This is a genomic window from Pseudomonas sp. RT6P73 (assembly GCF_054897715.1).
In genome coordinates, this window is the sequence record NZ_JBUBUV010000002.1 from 5,883,275 (window position 1) to 5,909,985 (window position 26,711).

Genomic DNA, 26,711 nt, shown 5'->3' on the forward strand with positions numbered 1-26,711 from the left:
GCCACATCGAAGTTCGTTACGATATAACGAAAGCGGTGAAATTTTTGTACTAATTCGTTCTATCTAAAGACGCTCAACCTGTCGCCTTGCTGAAGCCTTGACCGAAATAGCCCGGAACGCACATATTACGTCCGTAATTTTAATCAAAGGCTACGGTTACCCAGCCATTTCCCTTTCAGTCCAGGAGTACATCCATGAGCACTTATGACGTCGTGATTCTGGGCGGTGGCCCCGGCGGATACAACGCAGCGATCCGCGCTGGTCAGTTGGGCCTGAAAGCGGCGTGCGTGGAAGGTCGCGCGACGCTCGGCGGGACCTGCCTTAACGTCGGTTGCATGCCCTCCAAGGCGCTTCTGCATGCCTCGGAACTCTACGACGCGGCCATGGGCACGGAATTCGCCAACCTGGGGATCGAGGTCAAACCCACCCTCAACCTCGCCCAGATGATGAAACAGAAAGATGAAAGCGTGACCGGGCTGACCAAGGGCATCGAATTTCTGTTTCGCAAAAACAAAGTCGACTGGATCAAGGGCTGGGGGCACATCGACGGGCCGGGCAAAGTGACGGTGACCGATAACCAGGGTGGCAAGACCGAACTGAGCGCCAAGGACATCATCATCGCCACCGGCTCCGAGCCCACTCCCCTGCCCGGCGTCGAGATCGACAACAAGCGCATCCTCGACTCCACCGGCGCGCTGTCACTGGCCGAAGTGCCGAAGCACCTGGTGGTGATCGGTGCCGGCGTGATCGGCCTGGAACTGGGCTCGGTATGGCGGCGCCTGGGCGCTCAGGTGACGGTGGTCGAATTTCTCGACCGGATCTGCCCTGGCGTCGATGGTGAAGCCGGCAAAACCCTGCAGCGCTCGCTGAGCAAACAGGGCATCGGCTTCAAATTGAGCTCAAAAGTCACCCGTGCCACCCCCTCGGCAACCGGCGTTCTGCTCAGCGTCGAACCCGCAGCCGGTGGCACGGCCGAAACGATAGAGGCCGATTACGTGCTGGTGTCCATCGGTCGTCGTCCTTATACCCAAGGTCTGGGTCTGGAAAACGTCGGCCTCACCACCGACAAGCGCGGCATGCTCGCCAACAAGGGCCACCGCACCGAAGCCGCTGGCGTGTGGGTGATCGGCGACGTCACGTCCGGGCCGATGCTCGCCCACAAGGCCGAAGATGAAGCCATGGCCTGCATCGAGCAGATCGTCGGCAAGGCGGGCGAGGTCAACTACGACCTGATTCCCAACGTCATTTACACCAAGCCTGAGCTGGCCAGCGTCGGCAAGACTGAAGAGCAGCTTAAGGCTGAAGGCCGCGCGTACAAAGTCGGCAAATTCCCCTTCACTGCCAACAGCCGGGCGAAGATCAACCACGAGACCGAAGGTTTCGCCAAAGTGCTAGCCGATGAGCGCACCGACGAGATACTCGGCGTGCACCTTGTGGGGCCGAGTGTCAGTGAAATGATTGGTGAATATTGCGTGGCGATGGAATTCAGCGCTTCGGCGGAAGACATTGCGTTGACGTGCCATCCGCATCCGACGCGGTCCGAGGCGTTGCGCCAGGCGGCGATGAATGTTGAGGGGATGGCGACGCAGATGTAAGACAGACTGGCAAATTGTTGTCGCCCATCATGCCGCCATCGCGAGCAGGCTCGCGATGGGGTCGACTCGGTCTCAACCTGGCAAATGCCCCAACGGCAACGCCCCCGGCGTCTTCACCGTGTGAATCGCAAAGTTGCTGCGGATGTCGCTCACGCCCGGCAGTTTCAGCAATCGCTCCGTAAGAAAGCGGTCATACCCGCGCAAATCCGGCACCACCACTTGCAGCAGAAAATCCGATTCCCCTGACACCAGAAACGCCGAAATCACTTCGGGCAGTGCCGTCACGGCCTGGCGAAAGGCTTCGGCCTGTTCATCGTTGTGGCGCTCCACCTTGACCCCGACAAACACCGTCAACCCAAGCCCCACTTCATCCCGATCAAGATTGGCCTGATAGCCGCGAATCACGCCAGCCTCCTCCAACATCCGCACCCGGCGCAAACACGGCGAAGCGGACAAACCGATCTCATCGGCCAGTTGCACATTGCTCAGGCGCCCGTCCCGTTGCAGGGCTGCGAGGATTTTCCGGTCGTAGGCGTCCAGTTTCATGGTTTGGCAGATCCTGATGGTTTGGTCGTCGTGAAGTGGCAGGTTATGCCAATTATCGATCCTTTAGAAGCTGACTACGCAAGCACCTGCCTCACTCTTCAGCCCTAGACTGGCGCTACCGAATCGACAACGAATGGGGTGCAACGTGGAAGGACTCTGGCTATTTTTCATGGCGCTGGCGGTGGTGTATCTGTTGCCCGGCCCGGACATGATCCTGCTGCTGCAAACCGGCGCCCGTCAGGGCAAAGGCGCGGCATTGGCGACGGCGGTGGGTCTGGGCATTGCCCGTGGTTGTCATGTGGCGTTGGCCGCGTTGGGGCTGGCGGCGCTGTTCAAAGCCGCGCCGTGGACCTTCGACGTGGTGCGGCTGGCGGGGGCCGCGTACCTGCTGTGGATTGGCATTCAGTGCCTGCGAACCACGATGTTGCCGAACCTGAATGGCAACGACGCCGCCCTCGAAAAACCTCGCTGGCAGGACGCGATCCAGCGTGGCTTGCTGACCAACCTGCTCAACCCCAAGGCGTTGCTGTTCTGCTCAGTGTTGCTGCCGCAGTTCATCAACCCTCACGCCGGACCGGTGCTCGCGCAATTTGCGGTATTGGGCGTGCTGCTGGTCGGCGTCGGTTTGCTCTTCGACAGCGCCTACGCCTTGACCGGCGCCGCTCTGGGCCGCTGGCTGCAACGCAGTCCCTCGGCCCAGCGCCTGCAACAGTGGTTGTTCGGCAGCCTGTTGATCGGTTTCGCTGTGCGGCTGACCTTTGTTCAACAGGCCTGAACCTTACTGCGTCTTACGACGGCGGCGCCGGTTGATCAGCAATAGCGCCGCTGCCGCCACCGCGATGACGCCACCGATCTGCAACGGCCATTTATACGGCCGCAGAACCGTACGGGTGGCATCAGTCGCCTGGGTCACATAACGTTTGCTGGCATTCTCGAAGTCGGGATACGGGCACTGATGGCCGAAATCCACCGCCCACTCCACGTACGGCCCCTCTTTGACGTAGCGCTGGTAAAGCGCACTTTGGTCTTCAAGGCTGCTGTTCCATCCCGCCGCCGAGCACAACACCGCCGCAAAGGCCTGGCTGGTGTGAGGCAGGTTATCGGCGGCGCGACTGGCCAAGGCCGTGGCGACGAATCGATAGTGGTAGCGCTCGTCGGGCTTGGCGGCACTGGCCTGTTGGCGCTGGACCTCACCTTCGGCCACCAACGGGCCTACCTTGAGTTCAGCCGTCTCCAGGCTGTAATTGCCGCCAAACGTGGCGTAGTCCGGGGCCATTTCATAACCCAGTATGTCCATGCCCCACTCGCGTGCCGTCCAGGCAGCATTGAATAGAGCAGCGGCGCGCGTGGTCGGCCACCACGCCGCATCGGCAAGCTGCCGCTGTTGCGCATACAACCGGGCTTTTTTCTGTAGATCCGGGTTATCGAAGTAGGCCAGCGCTTCGTCGTAGCGCTCTTCGCGCAACAACCGACGCCCGAGCAGATTGCGCAGTTGCGCCGCCACCGGCAACGGCACGTAATTGTCGCGGTCCTGCTGACTGAGAGCTGGCGGCGCCGGCACCTGGGTGTCGACGTAATGCTTGAGTTCATCGACGGTCAGCACGCGCTCGGCAACGGTCGCGGCATCGAACCAATAGATGCTTTGGCTGCGATAAAGCTGATCGAACGCTTGCAGATAATCCCCGCGTTGCAGCGCCAGAATCGCGCTTTCACCCTCGACCCGGCACTTGGGCTGGAGGCTTTCAAAATCGTAATCGGGCGTGCGTCGCTCGCCCCATGACTCGCTCTGCGGGAAGGCCTGGGCTGCCTTGGCATACGCCGCAGCCGCTGCGTTTTTGTCGCCCTCACGCAGCGCCAGTTTCGCCCGCAGCCACCACGCCAGACCACCGTCCCCGGCGTGTTCAAGGAACGCCTTGGCGCTGGCGTAATCGCCCTGTTGATAATTCATCGCCGCCAAGCGGTCAGCGTTGTCCAGACTGCCGCGCGTGCTGCTTTGCAAAAGTTTGATCAGTTTCAGTTCGTTTGGCGGTTGATCACCGAATGACCAGCCCAGGCGACTGATCAGCGACGCTGTCACCAGTTGCTGCACCGGTTTGCCCTTGAGCAACTCGGTCAACTGAGCCTCAGGCATCGCCAGCAGATCCGCCATCAACAGCTTTAGCGAGGTGTAACCCACCGCCGAGCCGTGACGATTTTGCGTGGCGTACAGGTTGATGGCGCGGTTCCAGTCGCCAGCGGTGCGTGCCACGCGGGCTTCTTCGCCGAGGCTGGCGACACCCAGTTCCAGCGGGTCGCTGAAGCCGTCGATGCTCAGCTGACGGGTCTGCTCGAAAGCCTTTCGCGACTGCGCCAGCAGGTCGGGCGTTGCGTCTGCTTCGGCGCTCATGGCAAACAACGCCCGACCCAGCGAATACGCTGCCCAAGTGCTGCGCAATGCGCGTTGATCCGCTGGCAGCGCCAGTACTTTCTGGAAATATTCGGCGGCCAGTGCGTGATCACCGGCGTTAAACGCCACCGCACCCGCCAGATAGAACCTGAGCTCGGCCGCCAGGCTCGCGCCCTCGGTTTCGACTTGATGGGCATCGGTCAGCGCGCGCAGTTGTTTGACCAGCGCTTGCTGCTGCTCCGTCAAACCGGCCTGCTCGGCCTTGTCCCGCTGCTCTGCGTAGTCGATCGCCTCCATGCTGTAAGGGGACGCCTCGACGTTCTTGAGCCCTGCGATCATGTGCCCGAGTCGGTTGATCTCGAACTGGAAGTTGCCTTCCGGCAGCTCCGCCAGCGACTGGGCGCGGTTGTCCAGCAAGCGCATCGGGAAGTCCGGCCCACAGGCCAGCGCCGAACCCAGCGGCAGGCTGAGGCTCAGGCAAAGAAAATGGCGGGGCCAGTTACGGGTGAACATTCGAACCTCCTTGATCAATGTGTGCGCAGCGTGCCCAACCGATGGCGCGCTGCTCGCCGGCCGGTATCCGGCCGTCGCGCAGGCGGGTGAAGGTAAGCAGATCCGGGCTTTGTTGCAACGCATAACCGGCCAGTGCATCGGCACCGTCGCAACCGCGAACCGCCAGCGTTACGCGTTCAGGCCAGGCGCTGTCGAGGTTGCCTTGATTGCTGACGCTGATGTCATAGAGGTCGTCTTGCGCGCTGAGTTTCAAACTCAAGCGACTGTCGAGCGAATCTCCGCGAGCGACAGCACTCAGCGTGGCCAGACTCCAGGCCCGGCGATCACCCGCCAGCGGCAGGCGAAACCAGATCAGGCCGGCCAGATGCGCCGGTGGGTCGGCGCGCAGCTCGGCGGCGAGTTTGCTCAGCTGCAAGGGGTCCGCCAGCAATTCTCGACGTTGGCCGGTGCGCTCGACAGGCACTTCGCTTTCCACGACTGGGGTTCCACTGGCCCCCGGCAACAGGGCCACGCCATAGGCGGGCAGCGCCAGGTAAAAGGGTTTCGAGGTGATACGGCTCCAGGCCATGGCCCATTGCCTGGCTTGATCGGGGTCAAACAAGCCACGACGCGGATCGCTCACCGCGTGCACCTGCAATACGCTGCTGTCGACGGTCGCCAACAGTGCCGGCAACTCGGGGCTGTCGAGCCAGGCCGGTAATGCGGTGATGCTCAGCGGCAACGAGGCTGGCAGCGCGCCGCGCAGGTGCATCAGAAATTCCCGATAAGCCGGTAGCCGAGCGCTGCCCGCATCGTGGTCGATTTCCACGCCGGAGAGCGTCAGCCCCTGCCCTTGCCAATCGCTGAGTACTTGCTGGATTTGCGCCGTGACGTCGTCCTGATCCAGTGCCTTGAGCTGGCCATCAAGACGAATCACCGCAATCAGCGGTCGGCCATCACGTTTGAGCAGCGCCGGATCTATTCGCGCCCGGCTCCAGCCCGCCTGAGGAAATGCCTGCAAGGCCAGTACCCGCAAGGTCGAGAAGTCAGCGCGACTGTCCCGCAGTGCAGCGTCATGCGCCGACGTCCATTGCCGTTGCCAGACGTAGAGTTGCTGATCGAGCGCTGGCGCGTCCTTTTGCTCACAACCGTTGAGCAGCACCAATGCGGCAAGCACCGCCGCCAGTCGAACAAAAAAATCCATGAATCCCCTTTCTCTGTAGCAGCTGCCGAGCAGCGCGAGGCTGCGTTCGGTTCGGGCCGCGTTCGGACGCAGCAGTCGTAAATCCTGAATGCACGGTTTACCTGAAAAACCGCGTCGCCTGATTTTACGACTGCTTCGTCCGAACGCGGCCCGAACCGAACGCAGCCTCACGCTGCTCGGCAGCTGCTACAAAGAGTGCCTACACCAGTGGCTTGCGGGCAATGATCACCTGACTTTTCGCCACGACCGCGTCCAGCGCCTGCTTGATCTGCGCACCCCGCGGCGACGCCAGAATGGCCTGCCACGTGTCGGCCCAGTGGTTGAGCAACGGGTGGTCGGGATTGCTGAAGTCGACCTTGGCTTCCCAGAACAACAGCATCCACATCGACCAGTAAAACCCGTACTGGCTGTGGCTGAGCACTTCCAGGCCGGCGTCGCTGACCATCGCCTTGAACTGTTCTTCACTGATGATGCGAATGTGGTTGGGCTTCTGGAAATACTCGGGCGCCGCGATGTCTTTTTGCAGGTCTTCGGAACTTGGGTGCGGGACGCTGAGCAGATACAGCGCGCCCGGTTTGCCAACTCGAACCAATTCAGCGAGGAACTGCGCCGGATCGTCCACGTGTTCGATGACTTCGGTGGACACCACGCGGGTGGCCGTTGCATCGGCAATCGGCAGCGGATTGCAGTCGGTGACGTGGCATTCGACGTCCCGCGCCGGCGTGTCGCTCAGGCGCTGACGGGTGGCTTCGACCTTGGCCGCGTCGATGTCGGCGATGATGATCTTTGCCCCGCGCATGCCGCAGAAATGCACGTTGCCGCCGTCACCGCAGCCGACGTCCAGCAGCGTGTCCTCGGCAGTGACCGGGAACCCTGTGAACAGCTCGCCGGTTTGCTGATTGAACCAGCCACTGAGCATCGCGTCGTGCAGGCCGAGCATGTACGGATCGACCTTCTCGACCTTGTCCGCTACCGGCTGCGCGGGAGCGGGCGTACCCGTCGTGAGTTTCTTCAAAAGGCTCAGCATGAGGTAGCTCCAGAGGTTTGGGCGGCTGTTCGGAACGTGCCCAGGCGTGTGACCAGCGAGGCACCGCGGTTACGCATGGGCATTTCGATAAAGCGGTAGTTGAGTTCGCTCAACAAGGCGATCAGCCCGCCAGCAATCATCAGCGTCAGGATCGGGTGACCCGCCGGATTGGGCAGCCCGGCAGCCTGCAAACGGAAAGTAATTTCGCGCACCAGCAAATACGCCGGAATGTGGATCAGGTAGATCCCGTAGGAGCGACTGCCGACCCACGTCATCAGGTTCTTGAACACGCCCCGTGGCATCAGGTAATCGCGATGGTAGGAAGCGATCCACACCAGCACCGCGCACAACACGGCAATCGCGCCGATGCGGTAGTGGGTGAGGGTGAAGCGATCCGTCGCCATGAAACTGAGCACCAGCGACAGCACGACCAGCGCCGTCACACCGGCCCATGGACGGCGCAAAAACGTCGGCTCCCAGCGCAGATATGAGGGTTGCACACTCCACATCGCCAACAGGATGCCGAGGGCCAGCGCATCGGTGCGAACCATCATCAGGATCGGCGTGCGCACCGTGAACAATTGCACCGCGACCAGCGCCAGCAGGGCCCAGACCAGATGCTTGCGACAGATCAGAATCAACAGCGGGAACAGCAGGTAGAACTGCTCCTCCAGCGACAGGCTCCAGTACACGAAACTGGTGCCGTACTCGTAGTTATAGAAGCTGTCGGCGAAGCGGAAGTTGGCGTACTGCGCGACCCCAGCCAGGGTCGCTTGCAGGTTGGCATGCAGCGTCCCGAACGCCCCGGAGCGATTGAGGAAAATACACGCCAGCAACATCAGCGCCAGCCACAACCACGCCGACGGCAGCAATCGAAAGGCTCGGCGCAGCCAGAAATTGCGCGTCTGCTGCCAGTATTCCTGGCGCGTGCTGCAACCATGCAGCGCCGGGATCAGGCTGCGCGCGATGACGAATCCGGAGATCGCAAAAAACAGATCCACGCCCCACCACGGCTGACCCCACGCGGTGATGGCTTGCAACAGCGGCACCGGGGCCGCAAACAGGCTGTCGTGCAGGTGATGAAACAACACACCGAGCACCGCAATGCCGCGCAGCAACTCGATGTCCATAATCCGTCGGTCGTTACTCATGTCGTCCTCCTGGACGCTGCTCCGTTGTCCACCCAATTCAACACGGCGCGGATCATGCTTCGGGGGTCTCCAAAGCGACGCGGGTTTCGAGGAGCTGCGCGAAGAAGGCTTTCAATCGTTGCTCGGCGATGGCCTGGCTGCAGAATTTTTCGAGGCTGGCCACCGAATGCGTGGACATCTGCGCATAACGCCCGGCATCGTTTTTGGCGACGTCATAGCTGGCCTGATAAGCGCGGCACAACGACGCCCAGTTCGTGACGTAACGCAGGGTTCGGAACGCCCGGCGTGGGTCGTGAGGCCAGGCTGTCAGCTCGTCGGTGGAGTCGATCAGGAACGCGTTATCGGCATCCAGGTAATCGATCATCGCCGTGGTGCGTGGCGCCACCGCCGGTTTTCCGCAGGACATGAACTCCATCAGTGGCAGGCACTGGCCTTCGCCGTAGGAGGTGTTGACCACGTAGCTGGTCGCCTGCACCAGTTGCTCGTAGTCCGCATCCGCGAGGTAGCCATAAATCAGCACGATGCGGCAGCGATAGGACTGGTTTTTGTACAAATGGTGAAGGATGTCGGTCAGCGCTTCTTCGGCGTCGTGGTGGGTCAGTTTGAGTACCAGCGTCGCGTCATCCACCTCGCGGAACGTCACGCAGAAGGCACTGAGCATGTCTTCCCAATTCTTGCGCCCGTCACCCGGGTTGAACACCGAGGTGTAGATCACGCCGTCGAGTACCAACTCGAGCTCACGGGGCGGCGCTTCAAAATCGATCCCCTCACCCTCTCGCAACTGCGCCGGCCCAAAAGCCCGCAAGTCCAGCGTGCGGCTGTCCGCCACCAAGCCTTTGATCTTCAGATGCACCTGACTGGCCAGGGGTTGACGTTGCAACTGGACGCCACGCGCCGAGAATCGATCCCATACCGGCGCCGGCACCGCGACGATCGGATAGTCGACGCCCATCGCCTCGCGCACGGCGTTAACGGTGTAGCCGGAATGGGTAATCGCCGCACCTGAGTCGCGCAAAACCGTGCGCCAGTCATTGCGCGGCTCACCGGCAAAGGATTCGTTGGGAATGGTGCTGAATTCCCACGCGAACACCGGCAAGGTCGGACAGGCGAAGTGCACGGGTGTGCAATGCGGCGGCGAGAACGACAGGAACACGCAGTCTTCACCGCGGGACAGCGCGTCGAGGTACAAGGCGTCGACTTCCGTCTGCGGGTCGCTGACTTCCACCACGCGCCCCAGACGCTCCAGCACCGGCCGATACTCCTTGAGCACGAAGTAATAGCTGTACTCCGAACGGCCAAGGTTCTGGGCAATCGTGTGCTGGTTGGTTTCCGAATGAATGATGATCAGCATGAGGCGTTATCCGTCACGGCCGCTGCCGGCAAAGCCTGCGGCGTCAGCCCGAAAAAATCCGCCAGGCGCTTTTGCACCGGGGCGAAGGCGCAGTAGTCGTGCATGCGCTCGACCGCGTCGCGAGACATGCGCTGGTACTCCAGCGGTTGCTCCTTGGCCATCCGGTAGCTGTTTTCGTAGGCAGTTTTCAGCGAACCCCAGTCCGGGCGATAACGCAGGGTCCGGTAGATGATCCGGGTGTCCTGCGGCCAGATGGTCAGCTCTTCGCTGGACTTGACCACAAACGCCACGCGCTCATCGATGTAATCCTCCATGGCGGTGTGGTCCGGCGCGATCACCGGTTTACCGCTGGCCATGAACTCCATCAACGGCAGGCACAAACCCTCGCAGCGCGATGCATTGACGTAATAACTGGCCGCTTCGTACAGCCGGGCGTATTGCGGATCGTCCAGATAACCGTGCATCACCACCACCCGACAGGCGAACGGCGAGAGTTGCGCGAGCAAGGTCATCAGCTCGTCGTAGTAGGACGAAAGATCGCTTTGGGTAATCTTCAGCACCAGCGTGGCGTCATCCGTTTCGCGGAAGGCCCAGCAGAATGCGGTGATCAGTTGATGCCAGTTCTTGCGACCGTCCCGGGGGTTGAACACCGTGACGTAAACCACGCCGTCGACCTGAGTGTCGACCTGAGCGGTGGTGTCCGGCCATTTACGTGGTTCAGGCTCGTGCACTGCCATCGTCTGCGGGCCGGCGATGGCCGGCAGAAATCCGGCAAGCCGTTCATGAGCGGCGTCCGACAACAAGTCACGAACGCCTTCCCAATACCACTGGCTCAAAAAGTGAGTGCGATGCACCGGGACAGGCAGGGTTTTGCCCATGTCCCGGCGCCACATATGCAGGTAATGGCGAGCAATGACGAAGCGGCGTTTCAAGGTCAGCGGCGGTGGCTTCGCGGCTTCCGCTTCAGCCTCTCGGGCGGCGATTTCTTCGGCCGTGGGCACGACAGGGATCAGTGCGTCGGCGCTGAGCCCGAGGGTACGGGTGTCGAAAATGCAGCCCTTGATCTCCAGTGTCGAACCGGCATTGACCGGGATGCTGATGTGGCTGCTGCGGATGGCGGCGAAGTTCTCCCACAAGGGTGTGGGCAACACCAGTACCGGGAAATCGTCACCCATGGCCCGCCGAATCGCCCGGGCCGTGTGGCTGGAAAGCGTGATGACCCGGCCTTGTCGCGCCAGCATCTGCGTCCAGTCCTGGCGCGGGTCGTTGTCCCACTGCTCATCAGGAATAGAGTCGAATTCCCAGGCCACCACGCAGATCGTCGGGCACTCAAGGTCGTTCGGGGTTTTCTGCGGCGGCGTAAAGGACAGGAACAGGCTGTCTTCGCCGGCGGCCAGCAGTTGTCGATAAAGAGGATCGACCTCGGCGGTGGAGGACACCACATGCACCCGTCCGAGGCTTTCGAGGACCGGGCGATACGCCTTGAGCACGAAGTAATAACTGTATTCGGGACGACCGAGGCTCTGGCTGATGGAGCTGTCGTTGACGTCCGAGTAAAGAATGAAATTCATGGCATCCCACGATGAAACCGCCATCCCGGCAGCCTCACTCTATGACGGCAAAGCAACGGAGATCCAGCGTTTGCCGGTCGTCGTCCATCGTCTTCTTGCCCGTCTACGTTCTTGTTTTAATGGTCAGCTTCGCGGGGTGTGAATACCACCCGGCCGAACCCTGGGTAATCGTGACGAGGGGCATTCTAAACACATCCGTCGAGGATTCGTGAACCGCCCGGCGAGAATAAGTCGGGCTACGCTAACGAGAACTGACCGGTCACGGTGGGACCTGTTGAAATTACCGAGCAATTGGCACAGATTGGCTACCAAACAACTACAACAAACGTTTCGCCTGTCTTTCGACCAAGTAATCCACCCGGTCTGTCAGACATCTCCATATAGCCTGTGGGGGATGGACGAAATGCATGACCAAGGGGCCGCTGTTTGAAAAAGCGTCTGTTCGTTACGGGTCTCAGTGGATTCGTAGGACAACACATCCAATCTCGCCTGAAGGCTGATGCCTCGGAATGGGAGCTTCTGCCTGTCGCCTCCCGTTACGATCTCGCTGAGCCCGGCACCCTCGACGGTCTCTGGCCCGAGATGCCCGACGCGGTCATTCACCTGGCCGGCCAGACCTTCGTTCCCGAAGCCTTCCGCGATCCGGCACGCACGCTGAATATCAACCTGCTCGGCACCTTGAACCTGCTTCAGGCACTCAAGGCCCGGGGGTTCAAAGGTACCTTCCTGTACGTCAGCTCCGGCGACGTCTACGGCCAGGTGATCGAATCACACCTGCCGATTACCGAACTCCAGCCACCCTGCCCGCGCAATCCCTATGCCGTGAGCAAACTGTCGGCCGAATTCCTGAGCCTGCAATGGGGCTTGAGCGAAGGCTGGCCAGTGCTCGTGGCGCGCCCGTTCAACCACATCGGCACCGGCCAGAAAGACAGCTTCGTCATCGCCAGCGCCGCGCGGCAAATCAACCGCATCAAACAAGGCCTGCAAGCCCCGCAACTGGAAGTCGGTGACATTGACGTCACCCGCGATTTCCTGGATGTGGGCGACGTGGTGTCGGCCTATCTGGCGCTGCTGGAAAAGGGCACGCCGGGGCAGGTGTACAACATTTGCTCGGGGCGCGAGCAGAGCATTCGCAGTCTGATCGAACAACTGGGGGACCTCGCCCAAGTCGACCTGCAATTGATCCAGGACCCTGCGCGTCTTCGCCGCGCGGATCAGCGTCGAGTTTGCGGCAGCTCTGCCAAGCTTGCCCAGACCACAGGATGGACGCCTGAAATCACAACACAACAATCCCTGCGGGCGATCCTGTCCGACTGGGAGAAGCGAGTAAAAGAAGAATGACAAAAAGTGCATTGATCACGGGGATCACCGGTCAGGACGGCGCGTATCTGGCCAAACTGCTGCTCGACAAGGGTTATAAAGTCCACGGCCTGGTGGCACGGCGCAGCAGCGATGCGCGCTGGCGCCTGCGTGAGATGGGGGTCGAGGGCGACATCGTTTACCTGGACGGCGACATGGCCGATGCGTGCTCGGTGCAGCGCGCGGTGATCAAGTCCGCCCCGGACGAAATCTACAACCTGGCGGCGCAAAGCTTTGTCGCGGCCTCCTGGGATCAACCGGTCACCACCGGTATCGTCGACGGGCTGGGCGTGACTCACCTGCTCGAAGCGATCCGCCAGTTCAGTCCGCACACACGTTTTTACCAAGCGTCGACCAGCGAAATGTTTGGCCTGATCCAGGCCGAGCAGCAGGACGAGAACACGCCGTTCTACCCGCGCAGCCCTTACGGCGTGGCCAAGCTTTACGGCCACTGGATCACCGTGAACTACCGCGAAAGCTTCAACCTGCACGCCAGCAGCGGCATCCTGTTCAACCACGAATCGCCCCTGCGTGGCATTGAGTTCGTGACCCGCAAAGTGACCGACGCTGCCGCCCGCATCAAACAGGGTAAACAGCAGGAACTGAGCCTGGGCAACATCGACGCCAAACGCGACTGGGGGTTTGCCGGCGACTACGTCGAAGCCATGTGGCTGATGCTGCAACAGGACAAGCCGGACGATTTTGTGGTCGCCACCGGCGTCACCACCACCGTGCGCGAGATGTGCCGCATTGCCTTCGATCACGTGGGCCTCAACTACCGCGACTTCGTGAAGATCGACCCGGCGTTCTTCCGCCCGGCCGAGGTCGAAGTGCTGCTCGGCAACCCGGCCAAAGCCCAGCGTGTATTGGGCTGGAAGCCAAAAACCGATCTGGATAGCTTGATCCGCATGATGATGGATGCGGACATGAAACGCGTCGCCAAGGAGTAGGCCATGCTGATTCCTGTGATTCTCTCCGGCGGTGCCGGTACTCGCTTGTGGCCGGTGTCCCGCGAGGGCCATCCCAAGCCGTTCATGACCCTGCCCGACGGTCAGTCGCTGCTGGGCAAGACCTATCGGCGTGCGGCCGGCCTGCTTGATGGCTGGGGCGATATCGTCACGGTGACCAACCGCGACTACTACTTCCAGAGCAAGGATCACTATCAGGATGCGCAGCTAAATCGCCATCGCGGGCACTTTCTGCTGGAGCCGACAGGCCGCAATACGGCCCCGGCTATCGCGGCTGCCGCGCTGTCGCTGAAAGCCTTGCACGGCGATGAAGCGATTATGGTTGTGATGCCTGCCGACCATTTGATCCTTGACGAAGACGCTTTGAAAACGGCGGTCGAACACGCCGTCGCGCTGGCCAAAGATGGATTCCTGGTGACATTCGGCGTGGTGCCGACCGCCCCGGAGACCGGTTTCGGCTACATCGAAACCGGCGCGGCGCTGGATGGAAAAGGCGCCACGAAGGTGGAGCGCTTCGTCGAAAAACCGGATCTGCAAACCGCCACCCATTACCTGGAAAGCGGCAAATTCCTGTGGAACTCGGGGATGTTCTGCTTCTCGGTCGCGACCGTGCTGGCCGAATTGCAGATTCATGCCCCAGAGCTGCTGGAGCAGACGCAATCCTGCATGGCGCAAAGCGCCCCCGTGGAAACGGCCGGGTGCCTGCAACAGGAATTGTCCCCGGCGTTATTCGCCGAGATCACGGATATTTCCATCGACTACGCCTTGATGGAACGCTCCGACAAAGTGGTCGTGGTGCCCGCCGGTTTCGACTGGAGCGATATCGGCTCCTGGAGCGCGGTGGCCGCGCTGGTGCCGGCGGACACGCAAAACAACCGTGCCAGCGGTGACGCGGTGTTCATCGACAGCCACAACAACTTTGTCCAGAGCGAAGACCGGCTGGTGGCGGCGGTGGGTGTAGATAACTTGATCATCATCGACACCGCCGACGCGGTGCTGGTGGCCCACGCCGATCGTGCGCAGGATGTGCGCCGGGTGGCCAAGCAGCTCAAGGACAAAAAGCACGAGGCCTATCGCCTGCACCGTACGGTCAGTCGGCCTTGGGGTACTTACACCGTGCTCGAGGAAGGCCCGCGCTTCAAGATCAAGCGCATCGTGGTCAAGCCCGGCGCCAAGTTGTCGCTGCAGATGCACCACCACCGCAATGAACACTGGGTGGTCGTCGAAGGCATGGCCAAGGTCACCAACAACGGCACCGGCACCCATCTGGTGGCCAAGAACGAATCGACCTTCATTGCCGCCGGTCACAAGCATCGCCTGGAAAACCCTGGCGTCATCGACCTGGTGATCATTGAAGTGCAAAGCGGCGAATACCTGGGAGAGGACGATATCGTTCGCTTCGAAGACCAATACGGCAGGACGGTTTGAATGCTGCTTTCCCTATACCGCTCACTGTGCAGCCATCGAGGGTTCATCCTCGGTAGCGTCCAGCGAGAGTTTCAGGCGCGTTATCGCAATTCGCTGTTCGGTGCCCTGTGGCCCGTGCTCAACCCGCTGTCGATGATCATCGTCTACACCGTGGTTTTTTCGCACATCATGCGCGCACGCCTGCCGGGTGTGGATGACAGCATGGCCTACAGCGTGTACCTGTGTGCCGGTTTGCTCGCCTGGGGACTGTTTGCGGAAATCACCCTGCGCAGCCAGAACATGTTTCTGGAAAACGCCAACCTGCTGAAGAAAATTAGCTTTCCGCGGGTCTGCCTGCCGGTGATTGTATTGATCAACGCCGGCATCAACTTCGCGATCATCATCGGCCTTTTCCTGGTTTTTCTGCTGTTCACTGGTCGTTGGCCGGGCATGGCGTTGCTGGCGTTGATACCGCTGATGGCGTTGCAAATGATGTTCTGTGCCGGGCTGGGAATGATCCTCGGCGTGTTGAATGTATTCTTCCGTGATGTCGGGCAACTCTTCGGCATCTGCCTGCAATTCTGGTTCTGGCTGACGCCCATTGTGTACCCGATGAGCATCCTGCCGGACTGGGTTCAGCGCCTGCTGCAACTCAACCCCCTGACCAACCTGATCGTCAGCTATCAAAACATGTTTCTTTACGGCCAATGGCCGGTCTGGAGTTCGCTGCTGCCGATTTTTGTCACCGGCGTGGTGTTCTGTCTGATCGGGCTGCGGCTGTTTCGCCAGCGCGTCGGCGAAATGGTGGATGAACTCTGATGGGGCATATTCGCGTCACCGGCCTGGGCAAGGCCTACAAGCAATACCCGACCCGCTGGAGCCGACTGGCCGAGTGGTTGATCCCGTTTTCGCCGATCCGTCATCACCAACACTGGGTGCTGCAAGACGTCGAATTCGAGATTGCCCCCGGTGAAGCGGTGGGCATCGTCGGGGTCAACGGCGCGGGCAAAAGCACCTTGCTGAAGATGATCACCGGCACCACCCAGGCTACGTGCGGCACGATCGAGCTCGAAGGCCGGGTAGCGGCGCTGCTGGAACTGGGCATGGGGTTTCACCCGGACTTTACCGGCCGACAGAATGCAATCATGGCCGGGCAATTGCTGGGCATGCAGGTCGATGAGATTGAAGCGCTGATGCCCGAGATCGAACATTTCGCGGAAATCGGCGAAGCCATCAACCACCCGGTGCGTACCTACTCCAGCGGCATGCAGATGCGCCTGGCGTTCAGCGTGGCCACCGCACGGCGTCCGGACATCCTGATCGTCGACGAAGCCCTGTCCGTGGGCGATGCCTACTTCCAGCACAAAAGCTTCGAGCGCATCCGCAGCTTCCGCAAGGCCGGCACCACCCTGCTGATCGTGTCCCACGACCGCTCGGCCATCCAGGCGATATGCGATTCGGCGATCCTGCTCAAGGACGGCCGCATGGCCATGCACGGCAAACCGGAAGCGGTCCTCGACTATTACAACGCCATGATGGCCGAACGTGAAGGCCAGATCGTGCGTCAGGAAATGCTCGCGGACGGGGAAGTGCAAACGGTTTCCGGTACCGGTGAAGCGGGCATCCTCAGTGTGCGGTTGCTGGACGAAAATGAACGTTCCATCGACGCCGCCGAGGTCGGTCAGCCCGTGGTGCTGGAAGTCCAGGTCGAAGTCCGTCAGGACATCGAGCGATTGGTGCTCGGCTTCATCCTCAAGGACCGTCTGGGTCAGATGATGTATGGCATCAACACCCATCGCCAGGACAAGGCCCTGACCGATCTGCACGCCGGAGAACGCTACACGTACCGTTTTGCCTTCGTCATGGGCCTGGGCAAGGGCAACTATTCCGTGTCCCTGAGCCTGTCGCGGCTGGACTCGCACCTGGATCGCAACTACGAATGGCGCGATTACGGGCTGGTGTTCCATGTGATCAACAACCGGCAGGAAGACTTCGTCGGCTGCTCGTGGCTGGCGGCGAAAACCACCATCACCCGCTCCGGGTCGATTGTTTCGGAGCGCACGCCGTGACGCGTCTTCTGGTGGAATGCACCCATGTGTTCCAGCACCCCAAGGTCAATTCGGGCATTCAGCGGGTGGTGCGTAACGTCATCAATCAACTGCCGGACAGTATCGATGGTGTCGAGTGCATCCCGGTGGTGATGCTCAACGGCAAACTCTATCGGGTGCTGAAACTCGGCGCGTTGAACATACCGTTTTTCGATGGCTTGATGACGTTCGGTGGACGATTGGGACGGCTGGCTCATCGCTTCTGGCAACTGCACCAACGCTTGCACAACCGCAGCAACTCGCGAGTGGTCAAGCGCCTGCTGCACGTGGCCTACCGCGTCACGGCGATCAGCTGTTTCAGCATTCCGTTGCGTCTGATCGACGGCATCAACCAGTATCAGCTGCCCAAACGTTGCACGCCATTGCAGCACCAACCGGGGGATCAATTGGTGCTGCTGGACTCGTCCTGGCATGCTGATCTGTTCCCGGTGGTCGAACAGCTCAAGCGTGAAGGCGTGGGCATTGTTTCGGTGATTTACGACCTCATCCCGCTGACGCATCCGCAGTTCTACGACACGCGGCTGGTGCAGATTTTCAATGAGTGGTTCAACTGGGTCACCCAAACTGCCGATGGCTACGTGGCGATATCCGCCACGGTGCGCGATCAGGTGCGTGAGGAATTGCAGCGTCGGCTGGGTCCGGCCAAAGCCAATACGCTGTGGTTCGACTATTTTCATCTGGGTTCCGAACTGGACCTGAGCGAAGCCACCGCCGCCATCGAGCCGCGCCTGACCCGTGTATTCAAAACCCCGGAACCGGTGTTTTTGATGGTCAGCACCATCGAGCCGCGTAAAAACCACGATTACCTGCTCGACGCTTTCGAACGCGCCTGGGCCTCAGGTTCTCAAGCCCGGCTGTGCATCGCCGGGCGCATCGGCTGGAAATGCGACGCCCTGCTCGCCCGCGTGCGCAATCACCCGCAGCTGAACCAACGGTTGTTCATGTTCAACGATCTGAGTGACACCAGCCTCGAACACGCCTATTCCCACGCCAGCGCGCTGGTGTTTCCATCCTGGGTCGAAGGCTTCGGCCTGCCCTTGGTCGAAGCGATGCAGCGCGGTTTACCGGCGATGGGCAGCGACATCCCGGTCTTCCGTGAAATCGGCGGCGAGTTCATGGCGTACTTTGACCTGGCCGAGCCGCAAAGCCTGGCCGACCTGGTCACCGGTTTCGAACGCTCCGGGCAATTCCCGGCCGCTCGCAATGTGGCGGACTGGCAGTGGATCGGCTGGCAGGAAGCCAGTGCGCAACTGGCCGAAAGAACCCTGCGCAATCTGGTAGAAGCGCCGGCCGTGCAAGAGAGGCAACATGCGAATTGCCCTTAACGCCCGGATCCTTCAAGCCCCGCGCACCGGTATCGGCCATTACGTTGCCGAACTGGCGAACGCCCTTGCGGGTGAGCCCGATGTCGAACTGGCGCTGTTCCACGGTTGGGGCTGGAGCTCGGACTTGCCGGAAGCCGCCATGCCCGGTTATTCGCGACTGACGCCGCTGCTGCGACAGATTCCGGGGGCCTATCAGGCCCGCCGCTGGCTGGAGCAGAAACGCTTCGACCAGGGTCGCTCGCCGACCATCGACCTCTATCACGAACCGAGCCTGTGGCCGCTGTCGTTCGACGGCCCGACGGTCATCACCCTGCATGACCTGACGCACCTGCACTACCCCGAGACGCAACCACCCTCGCGCTTGCGAGAAATCGAGCGACGGTTGGCCGATGGCGTGCAGCGGGCAAGTCTGATTCTCACCGACTCGCAGTACATCGCCGACGAGGCCCAGGCGCATTTCGCGCTGCCGGCCGAGCGTTTTGTCGTCGCGCCGCTGGGCGTGGCCGCACGTTTCCACCCACGGGAACCTGAAGTCATCGATGAGGTGCTCAAGGCCCACGGCGTCGAGGCGCGGGAATACTTCCTGTGCGTCGGCACCCTGGAGCCGCGCAAGAACCTGACGCTGGCCCTGCGTGCCCACGCCCGATTGCCGGAAGCCGTGCGCCAGCGTTTTCCACTACTGATCGCCGGCATGGCCGGTTGGCAGGGCGAGCAGTTCAGTGACGAGTTGCGCGCAGCCCTGGCCACCGGCGATGTGTGCCTGCTCGGGTATCTACCCGATGAGGCTCTGGCACAGCTGCTGGCCGGCGCCCGCGCATTGATCTTTCCTTCGTTGTACGAAGGGTTCGGCCTGCCCGTTCTGGAAGCCATGGCCAGCGGGACACCGGTAATTCTGACCAATCATTCGGCCATGCCTGAGGTCGCGGGCGCCGCAGGCAACTACGTAACGCCTGACGATCCAGACAACTTGCGCGATGCCATGAGCCGACTTATCGACGACCCGCTGCATTGGCAGGCATGTCGCGAAGCCGGTTTGCAACAAGCGAAGCTTTTTTCCTGGGAGCGTTGCGCGAAGGCCACGGCCCGCGCTTACCGCCAGGCTATGGGAGACTGATATGCGCGTACTGCACTTTTATAAGACCTACCTGCCGGACTCGATGGGTGGCATCGAACAGGTCATTTTTCAGCTGTGCGAGAGCGGTGCGCGGCACTCGGTCGACAGCACGGTACTGACGTTGAGCAACAACCCGGCACCTGGCGCGTTGCAGATCCGTCAGCACCAGGTTCATCAGGCCCGGATGGATTTTCAACTGGCCTCCACCGGTTTTTCCTACAGCGTCTTCAAGCAGTTTCGTGAGCTGGCGGCTGAGGCCGACGTGATCAACTACCACTTCCCCTGGCCCTTCATGGACCTGGTGCATTTTCTCAGTGCCACTAAAAAACCCTGCGTGGTGAGTTACCACTCGGACATCATTCGTCAACGCCATTTGCTCAAGCTCTACCGTCCATTGATGCGTCGTTTTCTGGACAGCGCCGACCGAATCGTCGCGGCTTCTCCTAACTACCTTCATACCAGTGATGTGCTTCAGGAGTACCGCGAGAAAACCCGAGTCATCACCTACGGGCTGGACAAGTCAGGTTATCCACAGCCCGAAGCTGAACGTACCGAACGCTGGCGTAAACAGTTGGGTGACCGGTTCTTCCTGTTCGTCGGCGTCATGCGTTACTACAAGGGCCTGCATATTCTGCTCGAAGCGATGCAAGGGCTGAATTATCCGGTGGTGATCGTCGGCGCCGGACCACTGGAAGCCGAACTGCATGCACAGGCCAAGGCATTGGGTTTGCAGAACCTGCACTTCCTCGGGCGTTTGGGTGACGAGGACAAGGTTGCCTTGCTGGAGTTGAGTTACGCCGTGGTGTTTCCGTCGCATCTACGCTCGGAAGCGTTCGGCATCTCGCTGCTCGAAGGCGCGATGTACGGTAAACCGATGATCTCCAGCGAAATCGGCACCGGCACCAGCTACATCAACATTCACAACGAAACCGGGCTGGTGGTGCCGCCCAGTAATCCACAGGCATTCCGTGAAGCGATGCGTGCGTTGTGGGAAAACCCGGTGCGTGCGGCAGAAATGGGCGTGAAGGCTGAGGCGCGTTATCGGCAGTTATTCACCGCCGATGAAATGGGCCGCAAGTGGTCGGCGCTGTATGAAGAACTGCTGGAAGAGAAATCCCTGTCCTACGCGTAACAGCTTTTTTTGTAGGAGTGAGCCTGCTCGCGATGGCGGCGTGTCAGTCGATATCAATGTTGAATGACACACCGCATCGCGAGCAGGCTCGCTTCTACAGGGGATCAGCGGTGTGGCGCGGGTTTTGGTATGACGACGTTATCGAGCATTCGGTTCACCGCCAGCTCGGCCAGCATGACGATCTGCTGTATCGCCATCGCCGTGTGCCGGTGCGGCCCTTCCAGATACCCTGCAAAATCACTTGCCATCACGCTGGCCTGGGCCAACGACTCGCAAGTGTGGGCCAGAAGGTCTTCGTCTTTGATATCCGGCGCGATCATGAACATTGTGCTTGGCTTGCGGGCCACAGGGGATTTGAGGGCGGAGGGGTTCAGGTAGTGATCCAACGCGCGCTCGGCGGCTTCGTTGAGTTTTTTGGAGTCGATGGATTCGTAGGGGGAAACGTCGTCGGTTTCCGGGGGATTTGGTGTTTCTTTAATCATGGCTAAGACCTTTTGAGCTATGGAAGTGGAGCCGCCATATTTCGTTTTCCAGACGAAAAGGTGGCAGCTGTACGCGGACTGGAAAAACCGAGATAAAAGGTCAAAACCCGGCAGACCCGAAGGTCTCCCACGCACAGCCGCCATAACTCAAACTGAAGCCAGAAAAAGCGCCACAGTATGCCACGAGGGACATGCCTATTATCTTCGGGTTTTCCAGACCCGGTCGCTGATGTGCAGCGACCTCCAAAGCCTATCCCCCCGACTTCCGACACGACAACCGCTAGAACGTGTCGGAATCGTCCTCCAGAACAGCAACGGCTGTAGGACGTTCACAGTATTTTTCAGGCCAACATCGGCCCCAATGTGGGAGCGAGCCTGCTCGCGATGACTGTTTAACATTCAACATTGAAGTTGCCTGACACACCGCTATCGCGAGCAGGCTCGCTCCCACAGGGGATCTTCTGTGTATTCCCGATTGGTTATAAATCCAGCACCAACGGCTGCGAACCCTGCGCCGGCACCGCGCAACAAATCAGCACCTCTCCAGCATCAGGCACCTCTGCCGGAGGCTGTGGATAACTCACCTCCCCGCTGATCAAGCGGGTCTTGCAGGTTCCGCATGAATCGCCGCGGCAGCTGAATTCCGGGCGCAATCCACGGCTTTCCGCCAGCTCCAGCAAACTACCGCCCTCCGGCTGCCAGCGCGCCTCTTCTACCCGTAACCGATGTGGGAGCGAGCTTGCTCGCGATGGCGGCGTGTCAGTCGATATCAATGCTGAATGACACACCGCATCGCGAGCAGGCTCGCTCCTACAGGGGATCAGCTGTGTGGCGAAGGTTTGGGTACGGCGACGTTATCCAGCATCCGGTTTGCTGCCAGTTCCGCCAGCATGACGATCTGTTGAATCGCCATTGCCTTGTGCCGGTGCGGGCCTTCCAGATAGTCCGCGAAATCACTCGCCATTACGCTGGCCTGGGCCAGCGACTCGCAGGTATGGGCCAGCAGGTCTTCGTCTTTGATATCCGGTGCAATCAAAAACATCGTGCTGGGTTTGCGGGTGGCAGGGGATTTGAGGGCGGCGGGGTTTAGGTAGTGATCCAGCGCACGTTCGGCGGCGTCGTTGAGTTTTTTGGAATCGAAGGATTCGTAGGGGGAAACGTCATCGGTTTGTGGGGGATTCGGGGTTTCTTTGAACATGGTGAAGCTCCAAGTAAGTAATGGAGCCGCCACTGATCGCCGCGACGCGATGGTAGGTGGCAGCTGTACGCAGGTTCGCGGACCGAGCTACTTGGAAACCCGGCATACCCGAAGGTATCCCGCGCACAGCCACCATAAGACCAAACGACAAACACTGAAGGCTGGTCGGTTGAGGCGGGTGATTATGCACCAAGTAAGCTGATTCAGGCCGCGACGCCTGGACGCTGATCTGCAGCGACACCCAAAGCCTATCCCCCCGACTTCCGACACAACAACCGCTAGAACGTGTCGGAATCGTCCTCCAGAACAGCAACGGCTGTAGGACGTTCACAGTATTTTTCAGGCCAACATCGGCCCCAATGTGGGAGCGAGCCTGCTCGCGATGGCTGTTTAACATTCAACATTGAAGTTGCCTGACACACCGCTATCGCGAGCAGGCTCGCTCCCACAGGGGATCTTCTGTGTATTCCCGATTGGTTATAAATCCAGCACCAACGGCTGCGAACCCTGCGCCGGTACCGCGCAACAGATCAGCACTTCTCCAGCATCAGGCACTTCCGCCGGGGGCTGTGGATAATTCACCTCCCCGCTGATCAGGCGAGTCTTGCAGGTCCCGCATGAACCACCGCGGCAGCTGAATTCCGGGCGCAATCCACGGCTTTCCGCCAACTCCAGCAAACTGCCGCCCTCCGGCTGCCAGCGCGCCTCTTTGGCCGAGCGCTGGAACACCACGGGCACCGAAACCGTAGCGGCCGGTGGTTGCTCAATGACCACGGCGTCCGGGTCCGGCGTGCGCCGCAGCGTCGACGGGCCAAAGGTTTCGGCATGAATCCTTGCGTCGCGAATGTCCATGTCCCGCAGGGTGTCGTACAGCGCTTGGGTAAAACTGCCTGGGCCGCAGAGGACAAAATCCACTTGGTCGTAGTCTTCCACCTCGAGGATCGTCTTGAGCAGGTCGCCGTCAATCCGCCCGGTCAGGTCGAAATCTTCACCCTCGAGGGCATCCGGCTCCGGCTGACTAAGCAACCGCAGCACGCGCACCGCATCACCGAGGCCATCAAGCAAGCGGTCCAGCTCAGGACGAAACGGTTGATCGGCCAAGGTTCGCGAACTCTGGAAAAACCAGGTCGGGCGGATGCCCCGCGTGCGCAGGCCTTGATAAACCACCTCACGCACCATCGACAGCAGCGGCGTGATGCCGACACCAGCGGCCAACAGCACCAGCGGCCGCCGGTCATTGGCTGCCACGGTGAAATGCCCCTGAGGCGCGCGGGCTTCCAGCACATCGCCGACACGGATCTGCTCGTGCAAGTGCGAAGACACAAGGCCTTCACGCTTCACACTGATGCGGAAAAAGTCATCGGACGGCGCGCTCGACAGGCTATACGTGCGGATATGCACATCGCCCGCAATCTTGAATCGCAGGGGCAAATGCTGCCCGGCCTGAAACACCGGCAACCCGGCGTCATCGGCAGGCTCCAGATAGATCGAACGGATGTTGTGGCTTTCCTGTTCGATGCGCGCCACCCGCAGCGGCCGCCAGTGATCGCCCAGGGCCTTGGCTTGCAGGCGAGCGTTGGCCTGGGCCCAGGTGCCGGTCAGCAAACTGGTGGGCGACACGCCGTCAAAACGCCAGCGCAAGGCCAGCGCCGCCGGCCGACGCACCACGCGCTCCACCTCGAATATCCACAACCGCTCCGCCCCTTGAAAGGCTTCGACCTGCGGGCCTTCGAGAATGACTTGCGTGCGGCCGCTGAGGTGCAGCAAGTCGCCCGAATTGAAATCGATGAACAGCAACCCGGCACGAGGATTGATCAGCAGGTTGCCCAAGGTGTTGAAGAACAGGTTGCCAGCGAAGTCCGGGATGGTCAGGCGATTGCCTTCCACCTGGACGAAACCGGCCTGGCCACCGCGATGAGAAACATCCACCGAGCGTTGGCCGTCGACGTCCACATAACTGGCGACAAAGAAGGTATCGGCGCCCGAGATCATCGCTTGGGCTGCGTCATCCAGCGCATTGAGGTGCTGCGCGACACGGGTCGTCGGATCCGCCAAAGGCACCGAGCGAAACTGGCGCAATTGGATGTATTGCGGGCAATTGCCGAAGGACTGCTCCACCGTCACGCCGAAGCCGCTCGCGGTCACAGCGCCGACTCGGCCATTCATACGGTTGCGACGCCGGGTGTGCAGTTCGATACCGAGCAGTCCGATTGCCGCGCCTTCTTGCAACTGCGCTGGGTCGTCGCTGCCGGGCAGGCTGGCGAACTGCAACAGCGCAGGCGCTGGAGAATGAGCAAAACCCGGCGTCCCTTCCAGAATACTGGCCCAAGGGTTGCCGTCAGCATCCACCGCGCCGTACAGCATGAACGGCAATTGCTGATAGAACTGGCGGTGCTGATCCGGCATCTCGCCGCGAATCACCCTACGACCCAATGTGTCCATTCGCTCGGCCACACCCACGTGAGCCTGCAACTGTTTCTCGCCTGCGTGCCAAGGTGAACGGTCCATAACGGCTTCTCCCCTGCGCTCATCGCGCAACCAAAACGGCCCGACTGAGTCGGGCCGTGAGCTTCAGGCAGTTTTTTGCAAACCGGCGACGGTGCGCGGCATGCCGACAAACCCTGGCAAGGCTTCGATGCGCGCCAGCCAGGCACGGATGTTGGCGTAGTCATCCAGCGACACGTTGCCTTCCGGAGCATGGGCGATGTAGCTGTAGGCCGAGACATCGGCGATGGTTGGCTCGTTGCCGACAAGGTATTGCGTGGCGGCCAGTTCCTTATCGATCGCTTTGAGCCAAGTGTGGGAGTAGGCGATCACTTCTTCGGCGTTGTAAGACGCACCAAACACCGTAATCAGCCTGGCTCTTGCCGGGCCAAAGGCAATCGGCCCGGCGGCAATCGACAACCAGCGCTGAACCCTGGCCGCACCGACCGGATCGGCTGGCAGCCAGCGACCGTTGCCGTATTTCTGCGCCAGATAAACCAGAATCGCGTTGGAATCGGCCAGCACCACGCCTTGATCATCGATCGCCGGCACCTGACCTAACGGATTGAGTGCCAGGTAATCCGCCTGCTTGTGCGCGCCTTTGGCCAGATCGACAAAGATCAGCTCGGTTGGCAGTTGCATCAGCGACAGCATCAGCTCCACACGGTGAGCGTGGCCAGAGCGAGGGAAGTTGTAGAGTTTGATGGCTTGCATGGTCGACTCCGCTAAGTGGTGGCGCCGTTCAGGAAAGATCAGCGCCGATGGGAGTGATCTTCCGTCATCAACCAAAACAACAGAATAACCAGCAAACGCAATCCATTATTTCAGCCAGCGCAATAACCCGTTAGCCGTGCAGGGCCGGGTGCTCACGCAGCGCCTGCACCGCGAAGTCGACAAAACTGCGAACCCGCACCGGGGCCTTGCGCCCTCCCTGGTACACCACATGAATAGGCAATGGCGGCAGTTCGAAGTCAGCCAGAACGATTTCCAGCTCACCAGCCGCGACCTTGCTCGCCACCTGATACGACAGGACTCGGGTCAATCCGAGGCCCAGGCACGCAGCGGTAATGGCTGCTTGATTGGCCGTGACCACGAGCCGCGGCTCCGGGCGAACGCTCAGTGGCTCCCCCGCCTCAAGAAACGGCCAGGTTCTCAGTTGGCCAATGGACGAGGTGGCGATAATCGGCGCCCCGTTTAAATCATTTGGGTGCAAAGGCTTGCCGCGCTTCGCCAGAAACTCCGGAGAGGCGCAAATCACCCGCCGCACCTCGCCCACTCGGATCGCATGCTGATTGCTGTCAGGCAACTCACCGATGCGTACAGCCACATCGATGCCTTCCTCGACCATGCTCACCACCCGGTCGACGAGCAGCGCATTGATGGTGACTTCAGGAAACTGATTGAGGTAACCGACCGTGAGCGGCGTGACGAACAACTCACCGAATAATACTGGCGCGGTGATCGTCAATTGCCCACGGGGCTGGGCGTGACTGCCGGCCGCTGAATCTTCGGCTTCCTGCACCTCGGCGAGAATCCTCCGACAGTCCTCCAGAAAACGCTGCCCCGCCTCGCTCAAATGCACACTGCGGGTGGTGCGGGTGAGCAACTGCGTGCCAATGCGTTTCTCCAGCGCCGCCACGGCCCGGGTGACACTGGCCGCCGACATCCCCAAACGCCGTGCTGCCGCAGAGAAGCCTTGGTCCTGAGCGACGGCGGCGAAGACCTGCATTTCCTGGAATCTGTCCATGGCAAAGTCCTAGTGGGAGGGAGTTGATTCCCTGGCATCCGGAATCGCGGATTATTTCGGATGG

The 26,711-nt window shown here is 60.7% G+C and carries 22 protein-coding genes and 1 pseudogene; 10 read left to right on the plus strand and 13 right to left on the minus strand.

The window, feature by feature from the left end:
- The first annotated feature begins 194 nt into the window (after positions 1-194).
- Positions 195-1,595 carry a dihydrolipoyl dehydrogenase gene (gene lpdA / locus ACYZT6_RS27100; protein WP_462029333.1) on the plus strand — a complete coding sequence of 467 codons (1,401 nt, stop codon included), beginning with the start codon at positions 195-197 and terminating at the stop codon, positions 1,593-1,595.
- Positions 1,596-1,667: 72 nt separating this feature from the next.
- On the opposite strand, the gene ACYZT6_RS27105 is transcribed toward lpdA, so the two are convergent.
- Positions 1,668-2,141: an Lrp/AsnC family transcriptional regulator gene (locus ACYZT6_RS27105; protein WP_461956409.1), complete on the minus strand. Its 474-nt coding sequence runs from the start codon at positions 2,139-2,141 to the stop codon at positions 1,668-1,670.
- A gap of 145 nt (positions 2,142-2,286) precedes the next feature.
- Here ACYZT6_RS27105 and ACYZT6_RS27110 point away from each other — a divergent pair, with 145 nt between their 5' ends.
- Positions 2,287-2,916, plus strand: coding sequence for a LysE family translocator (locus tag ACYZT6_RS27110; RefSeq protein WP_462029334.1), 630 nt, complete (start codon positions 2,287-2,289; stop codon positions 2,914-2,916).
- A 3-nt stretch (positions 2,917-2,919) separates the two neighbouring features.
- Here the strand turns inward: ACYZT6_RS27110 and ACYZT6_RS27115 are convergent, their stop codons facing one another.
- The 6 genes from ACYZT6_RS27115 to ACYZT6_RS27140 form a co-directional block, all read right to left on the minus strand.
- Complete coding sequence (locus ACYZT6_RS27115) at positions 2,920-5,040, minus strand: hypothetical protein (protein ID WP_462029335.1); 2,121 nt, start codon at positions 5,038-5,040, stop codon at positions 2,920-2,922.
- On the minus strand, positions 5,027-6,223 hold the full coding sequence (locus ACYZT6_RS27120) for a DUF3142 domain-containing protein (RefSeq protein WP_462029336.1): 1,197 nt from the start codon (positions 6,221-6,223) through the stop codon (positions 5,027-5,029). Before ACYZT6_RS27120 ends, ACYZT6_RS27115 begins: the two co-directional genes overlap by 14 nt.
- Positions 6,224-6,422: 199 nt before the next feature.
- Positions 6,423-7,250 (minus strand): class I SAM-dependent methyltransferase, encoded by an 828-nt coding sequence (locus tag ACYZT6_RS27125; RefSeq protein WP_462029337.1) that lies wholly within the window; start codon positions 7,248-7,250, stop codon positions 6,423-6,425.
- Positions 7,244-8,401: an acyltransferase family protein gene (locus tag ACYZT6_RS27130; RefSeq protein WP_462029338.1), complete on the minus strand. Its 1,158-nt coding sequence runs from the start codon at positions 8,399-8,401 to the stop codon at positions 7,244-7,246. Before ACYZT6_RS27130 ends, ACYZT6_RS27125 begins: the two co-directional genes overlap by 7 nt.
- A gap of 52 nt (positions 8,402-8,453) precedes the next feature.
- On the minus strand, positions 8,454-9,752 hold the full coding sequence (locus tag ACYZT6_RS27135) for a glycosyltransferase (protein WP_462029339.1): 1,299 nt from the start codon (positions 9,750-9,752) through the stop codon (positions 8,454-8,456).
- Positions 9,746-11,323: a glycosyltransferase gene (locus ACYZT6_RS27140; protein ID WP_462029340.1), complete on the minus strand. Its 1,578-nt coding sequence runs from the start codon at positions 11,321-11,323 to the stop codon at positions 9,746-9,748. Before ACYZT6_RS27140 ends, ACYZT6_RS27135 begins: the two co-directional genes overlap by 7 nt.
- Positions 11,324-11,749: 426 nt before the next feature.
- Between ACYZT6_RS27140 and ACYZT6_RS27145 the strand changes: the two genes are divergently transcribed.
- The 8 genes from ACYZT6_RS27145 to ACYZT6_RS27180 are packed head-to-tail and all read left to right on the plus strand — an operon-like array spanning position 11,750 to position 20,736.
- Entirely contained in the window at positions 11,750-12,664 is a 915-nt protein-coding gene (locus ACYZT6_RS27145) for a GDP-mannose 4,6-dehydratase (protein WP_462029341.1), read from the plus strand.
- A complete protein-coding gene (gene gmd, locus ACYZT6_RS27150) occupies positions 12,661-13,632 on the plus strand; it encodes a GDP-mannose 4,6-dehydratase (protein ID WP_462029342.1) in 972 nt (323 codons plus the stop codon). Before ACYZT6_RS27145 ends, gmd begins: the two co-directional genes overlap by 4 nt.
- A 3-nt stretch (positions 13,633-13,635) precedes the next feature.
- Positions 13,636-15,078, plus strand: a complete 1,443-nt coding sequence (locus ACYZT6_RS27155) for a mannose-1-phosphate guanylyltransferase/mannose-6-phosphate isomerase (protein WP_462029343.1) — start codon at positions 13,636-13,638, stop codon at positions 15,076-15,078.
- Positions 15,079-15,876, plus strand: a complete 798-nt coding sequence (locus ACYZT6_RS27160) for an ABC transporter permease (RefSeq protein ID WP_462029344.1) — start codon at positions 15,079-15,081, stop codon at positions 15,874-15,876.
- The gene (locus tag ACYZT6_RS27165; protein ID WP_462029345.1) at positions 15,876-17,126 is read left to right on the plus strand and encodes an ABC transporter ATP-binding protein; all 1,251 of its coding nucleotides are present in this window, start codon (positions 15,876-15,878) and stop codon (positions 17,124-17,126) included. Before ACYZT6_RS27160 ends, ACYZT6_RS27165 begins: the two co-directional genes overlap by 1 nt.
- A complete protein-coding gene (locus ACYZT6_RS27170; protein WP_462029346.1) occupies positions 17,123-18,490 on the plus strand; it encodes a glycosyltransferase family 4 protein in 1,368 nt (455 codons plus the stop codon). Before ACYZT6_RS27165 ends, ACYZT6_RS27170 begins: the two co-directional genes overlap by 4 nt.
- Positions 18,474-19,604, plus strand: a complete 1,131-nt coding sequence (locus ACYZT6_RS27175) for a glycosyltransferase family 4 protein (RefSeq protein WP_462029347.1) — start codon at positions 18,474-18,476, stop codon at positions 19,602-19,604. The genes ACYZT6_RS27170 and ACYZT6_RS27175 overlap by 17 nt, the downstream gene beginning before the upstream one ends.
- Position 19,605: 1 nt before the next feature.
- Positions 19,606-20,736, plus strand: a complete 1,131-nt coding sequence (locus ACYZT6_RS27180; RefSeq protein ID WP_462029348.1) for a glycosyltransferase family 4 protein — start codon at positions 19,606-19,608, stop codon at positions 20,734-20,736.
- A gap of 104 nt (positions 20,737-20,840) precedes the next feature.
- On the opposite strand, the gene ACYZT6_RS27185 is transcribed toward ACYZT6_RS27180, so the two are convergent.
- The 6 genes and pseudogenes from ACYZT6_RS27185 to ACYZT6_RS27210 all read right to left on the minus strand — a co-directional run bounded on the left by ACYZT6_RS27185 (position 20,841) and on the right by ACYZT6_RS27210 (position 26,647).
- Positions 20,841-21,218 carry a DUF6124 family protein gene (locus ACYZT6_RS27185; protein ID WP_462029349.1) on the minus strand — a complete coding sequence of 126 codons (378 nt, stop codon included), beginning with the start codon at positions 21,216-21,218 and terminating at the stop codon, positions 20,841-20,843.
- 479 nt (positions 21,219-21,697) lie between these two features.
- Positions 21,698-21,931: pseudogene (locus ACYZT6_RS27190) on the minus strand (2Fe-2S iron-sulfur cluster-binding protein); the annotation flags it as partial.
- A gap of 107 nt (positions 21,932-22,038) precedes the next feature.
- Positions 22,039-22,416, minus strand: coding sequence for a DUF6124 family protein (locus tag ACYZT6_RS27195; RefSeq protein ID WP_462029350.1), 378 nt, complete (start codon positions 22,414-22,416; stop codon positions 22,039-22,041).
- Between the two features lie 477 nt (positions 22,417-22,893).
- The gene (locus ACYZT6_RS27200; RefSeq protein ID WP_462029351.1) at positions 22,894-24,924 is read right to left on the minus strand and encodes a 2Fe-2S iron-sulfur cluster-binding protein; all 2,031 of its coding nucleotides are present in this window, start codon (positions 24,922-24,924) and stop codon (positions 22,894-22,896) included.
- Between the two features lie 63 nt (positions 24,925-24,987).
- Entirely contained in the window at positions 24,988-25,614 is a 627-nt protein-coding gene (locus tag ACYZT6_RS27205) for a glutathione S-transferase family protein (RefSeq protein WP_462029352.1), read from the minus strand.
- Positions 25,615-25,744: 130 nt separating this feature from the next.
- Positions 25,745-26,647 carry a LysR family transcriptional regulator gene (locus ACYZT6_RS27210; RefSeq protein ID WP_462029353.1) on the minus strand — a complete coding sequence of 301 codons (903 nt, stop codon included), beginning with the start codon at positions 26,645-26,647 and terminating at the stop codon, positions 25,745-25,747.
- Positions 26,648-26,711: the final 64 nt, after the last annotated feature.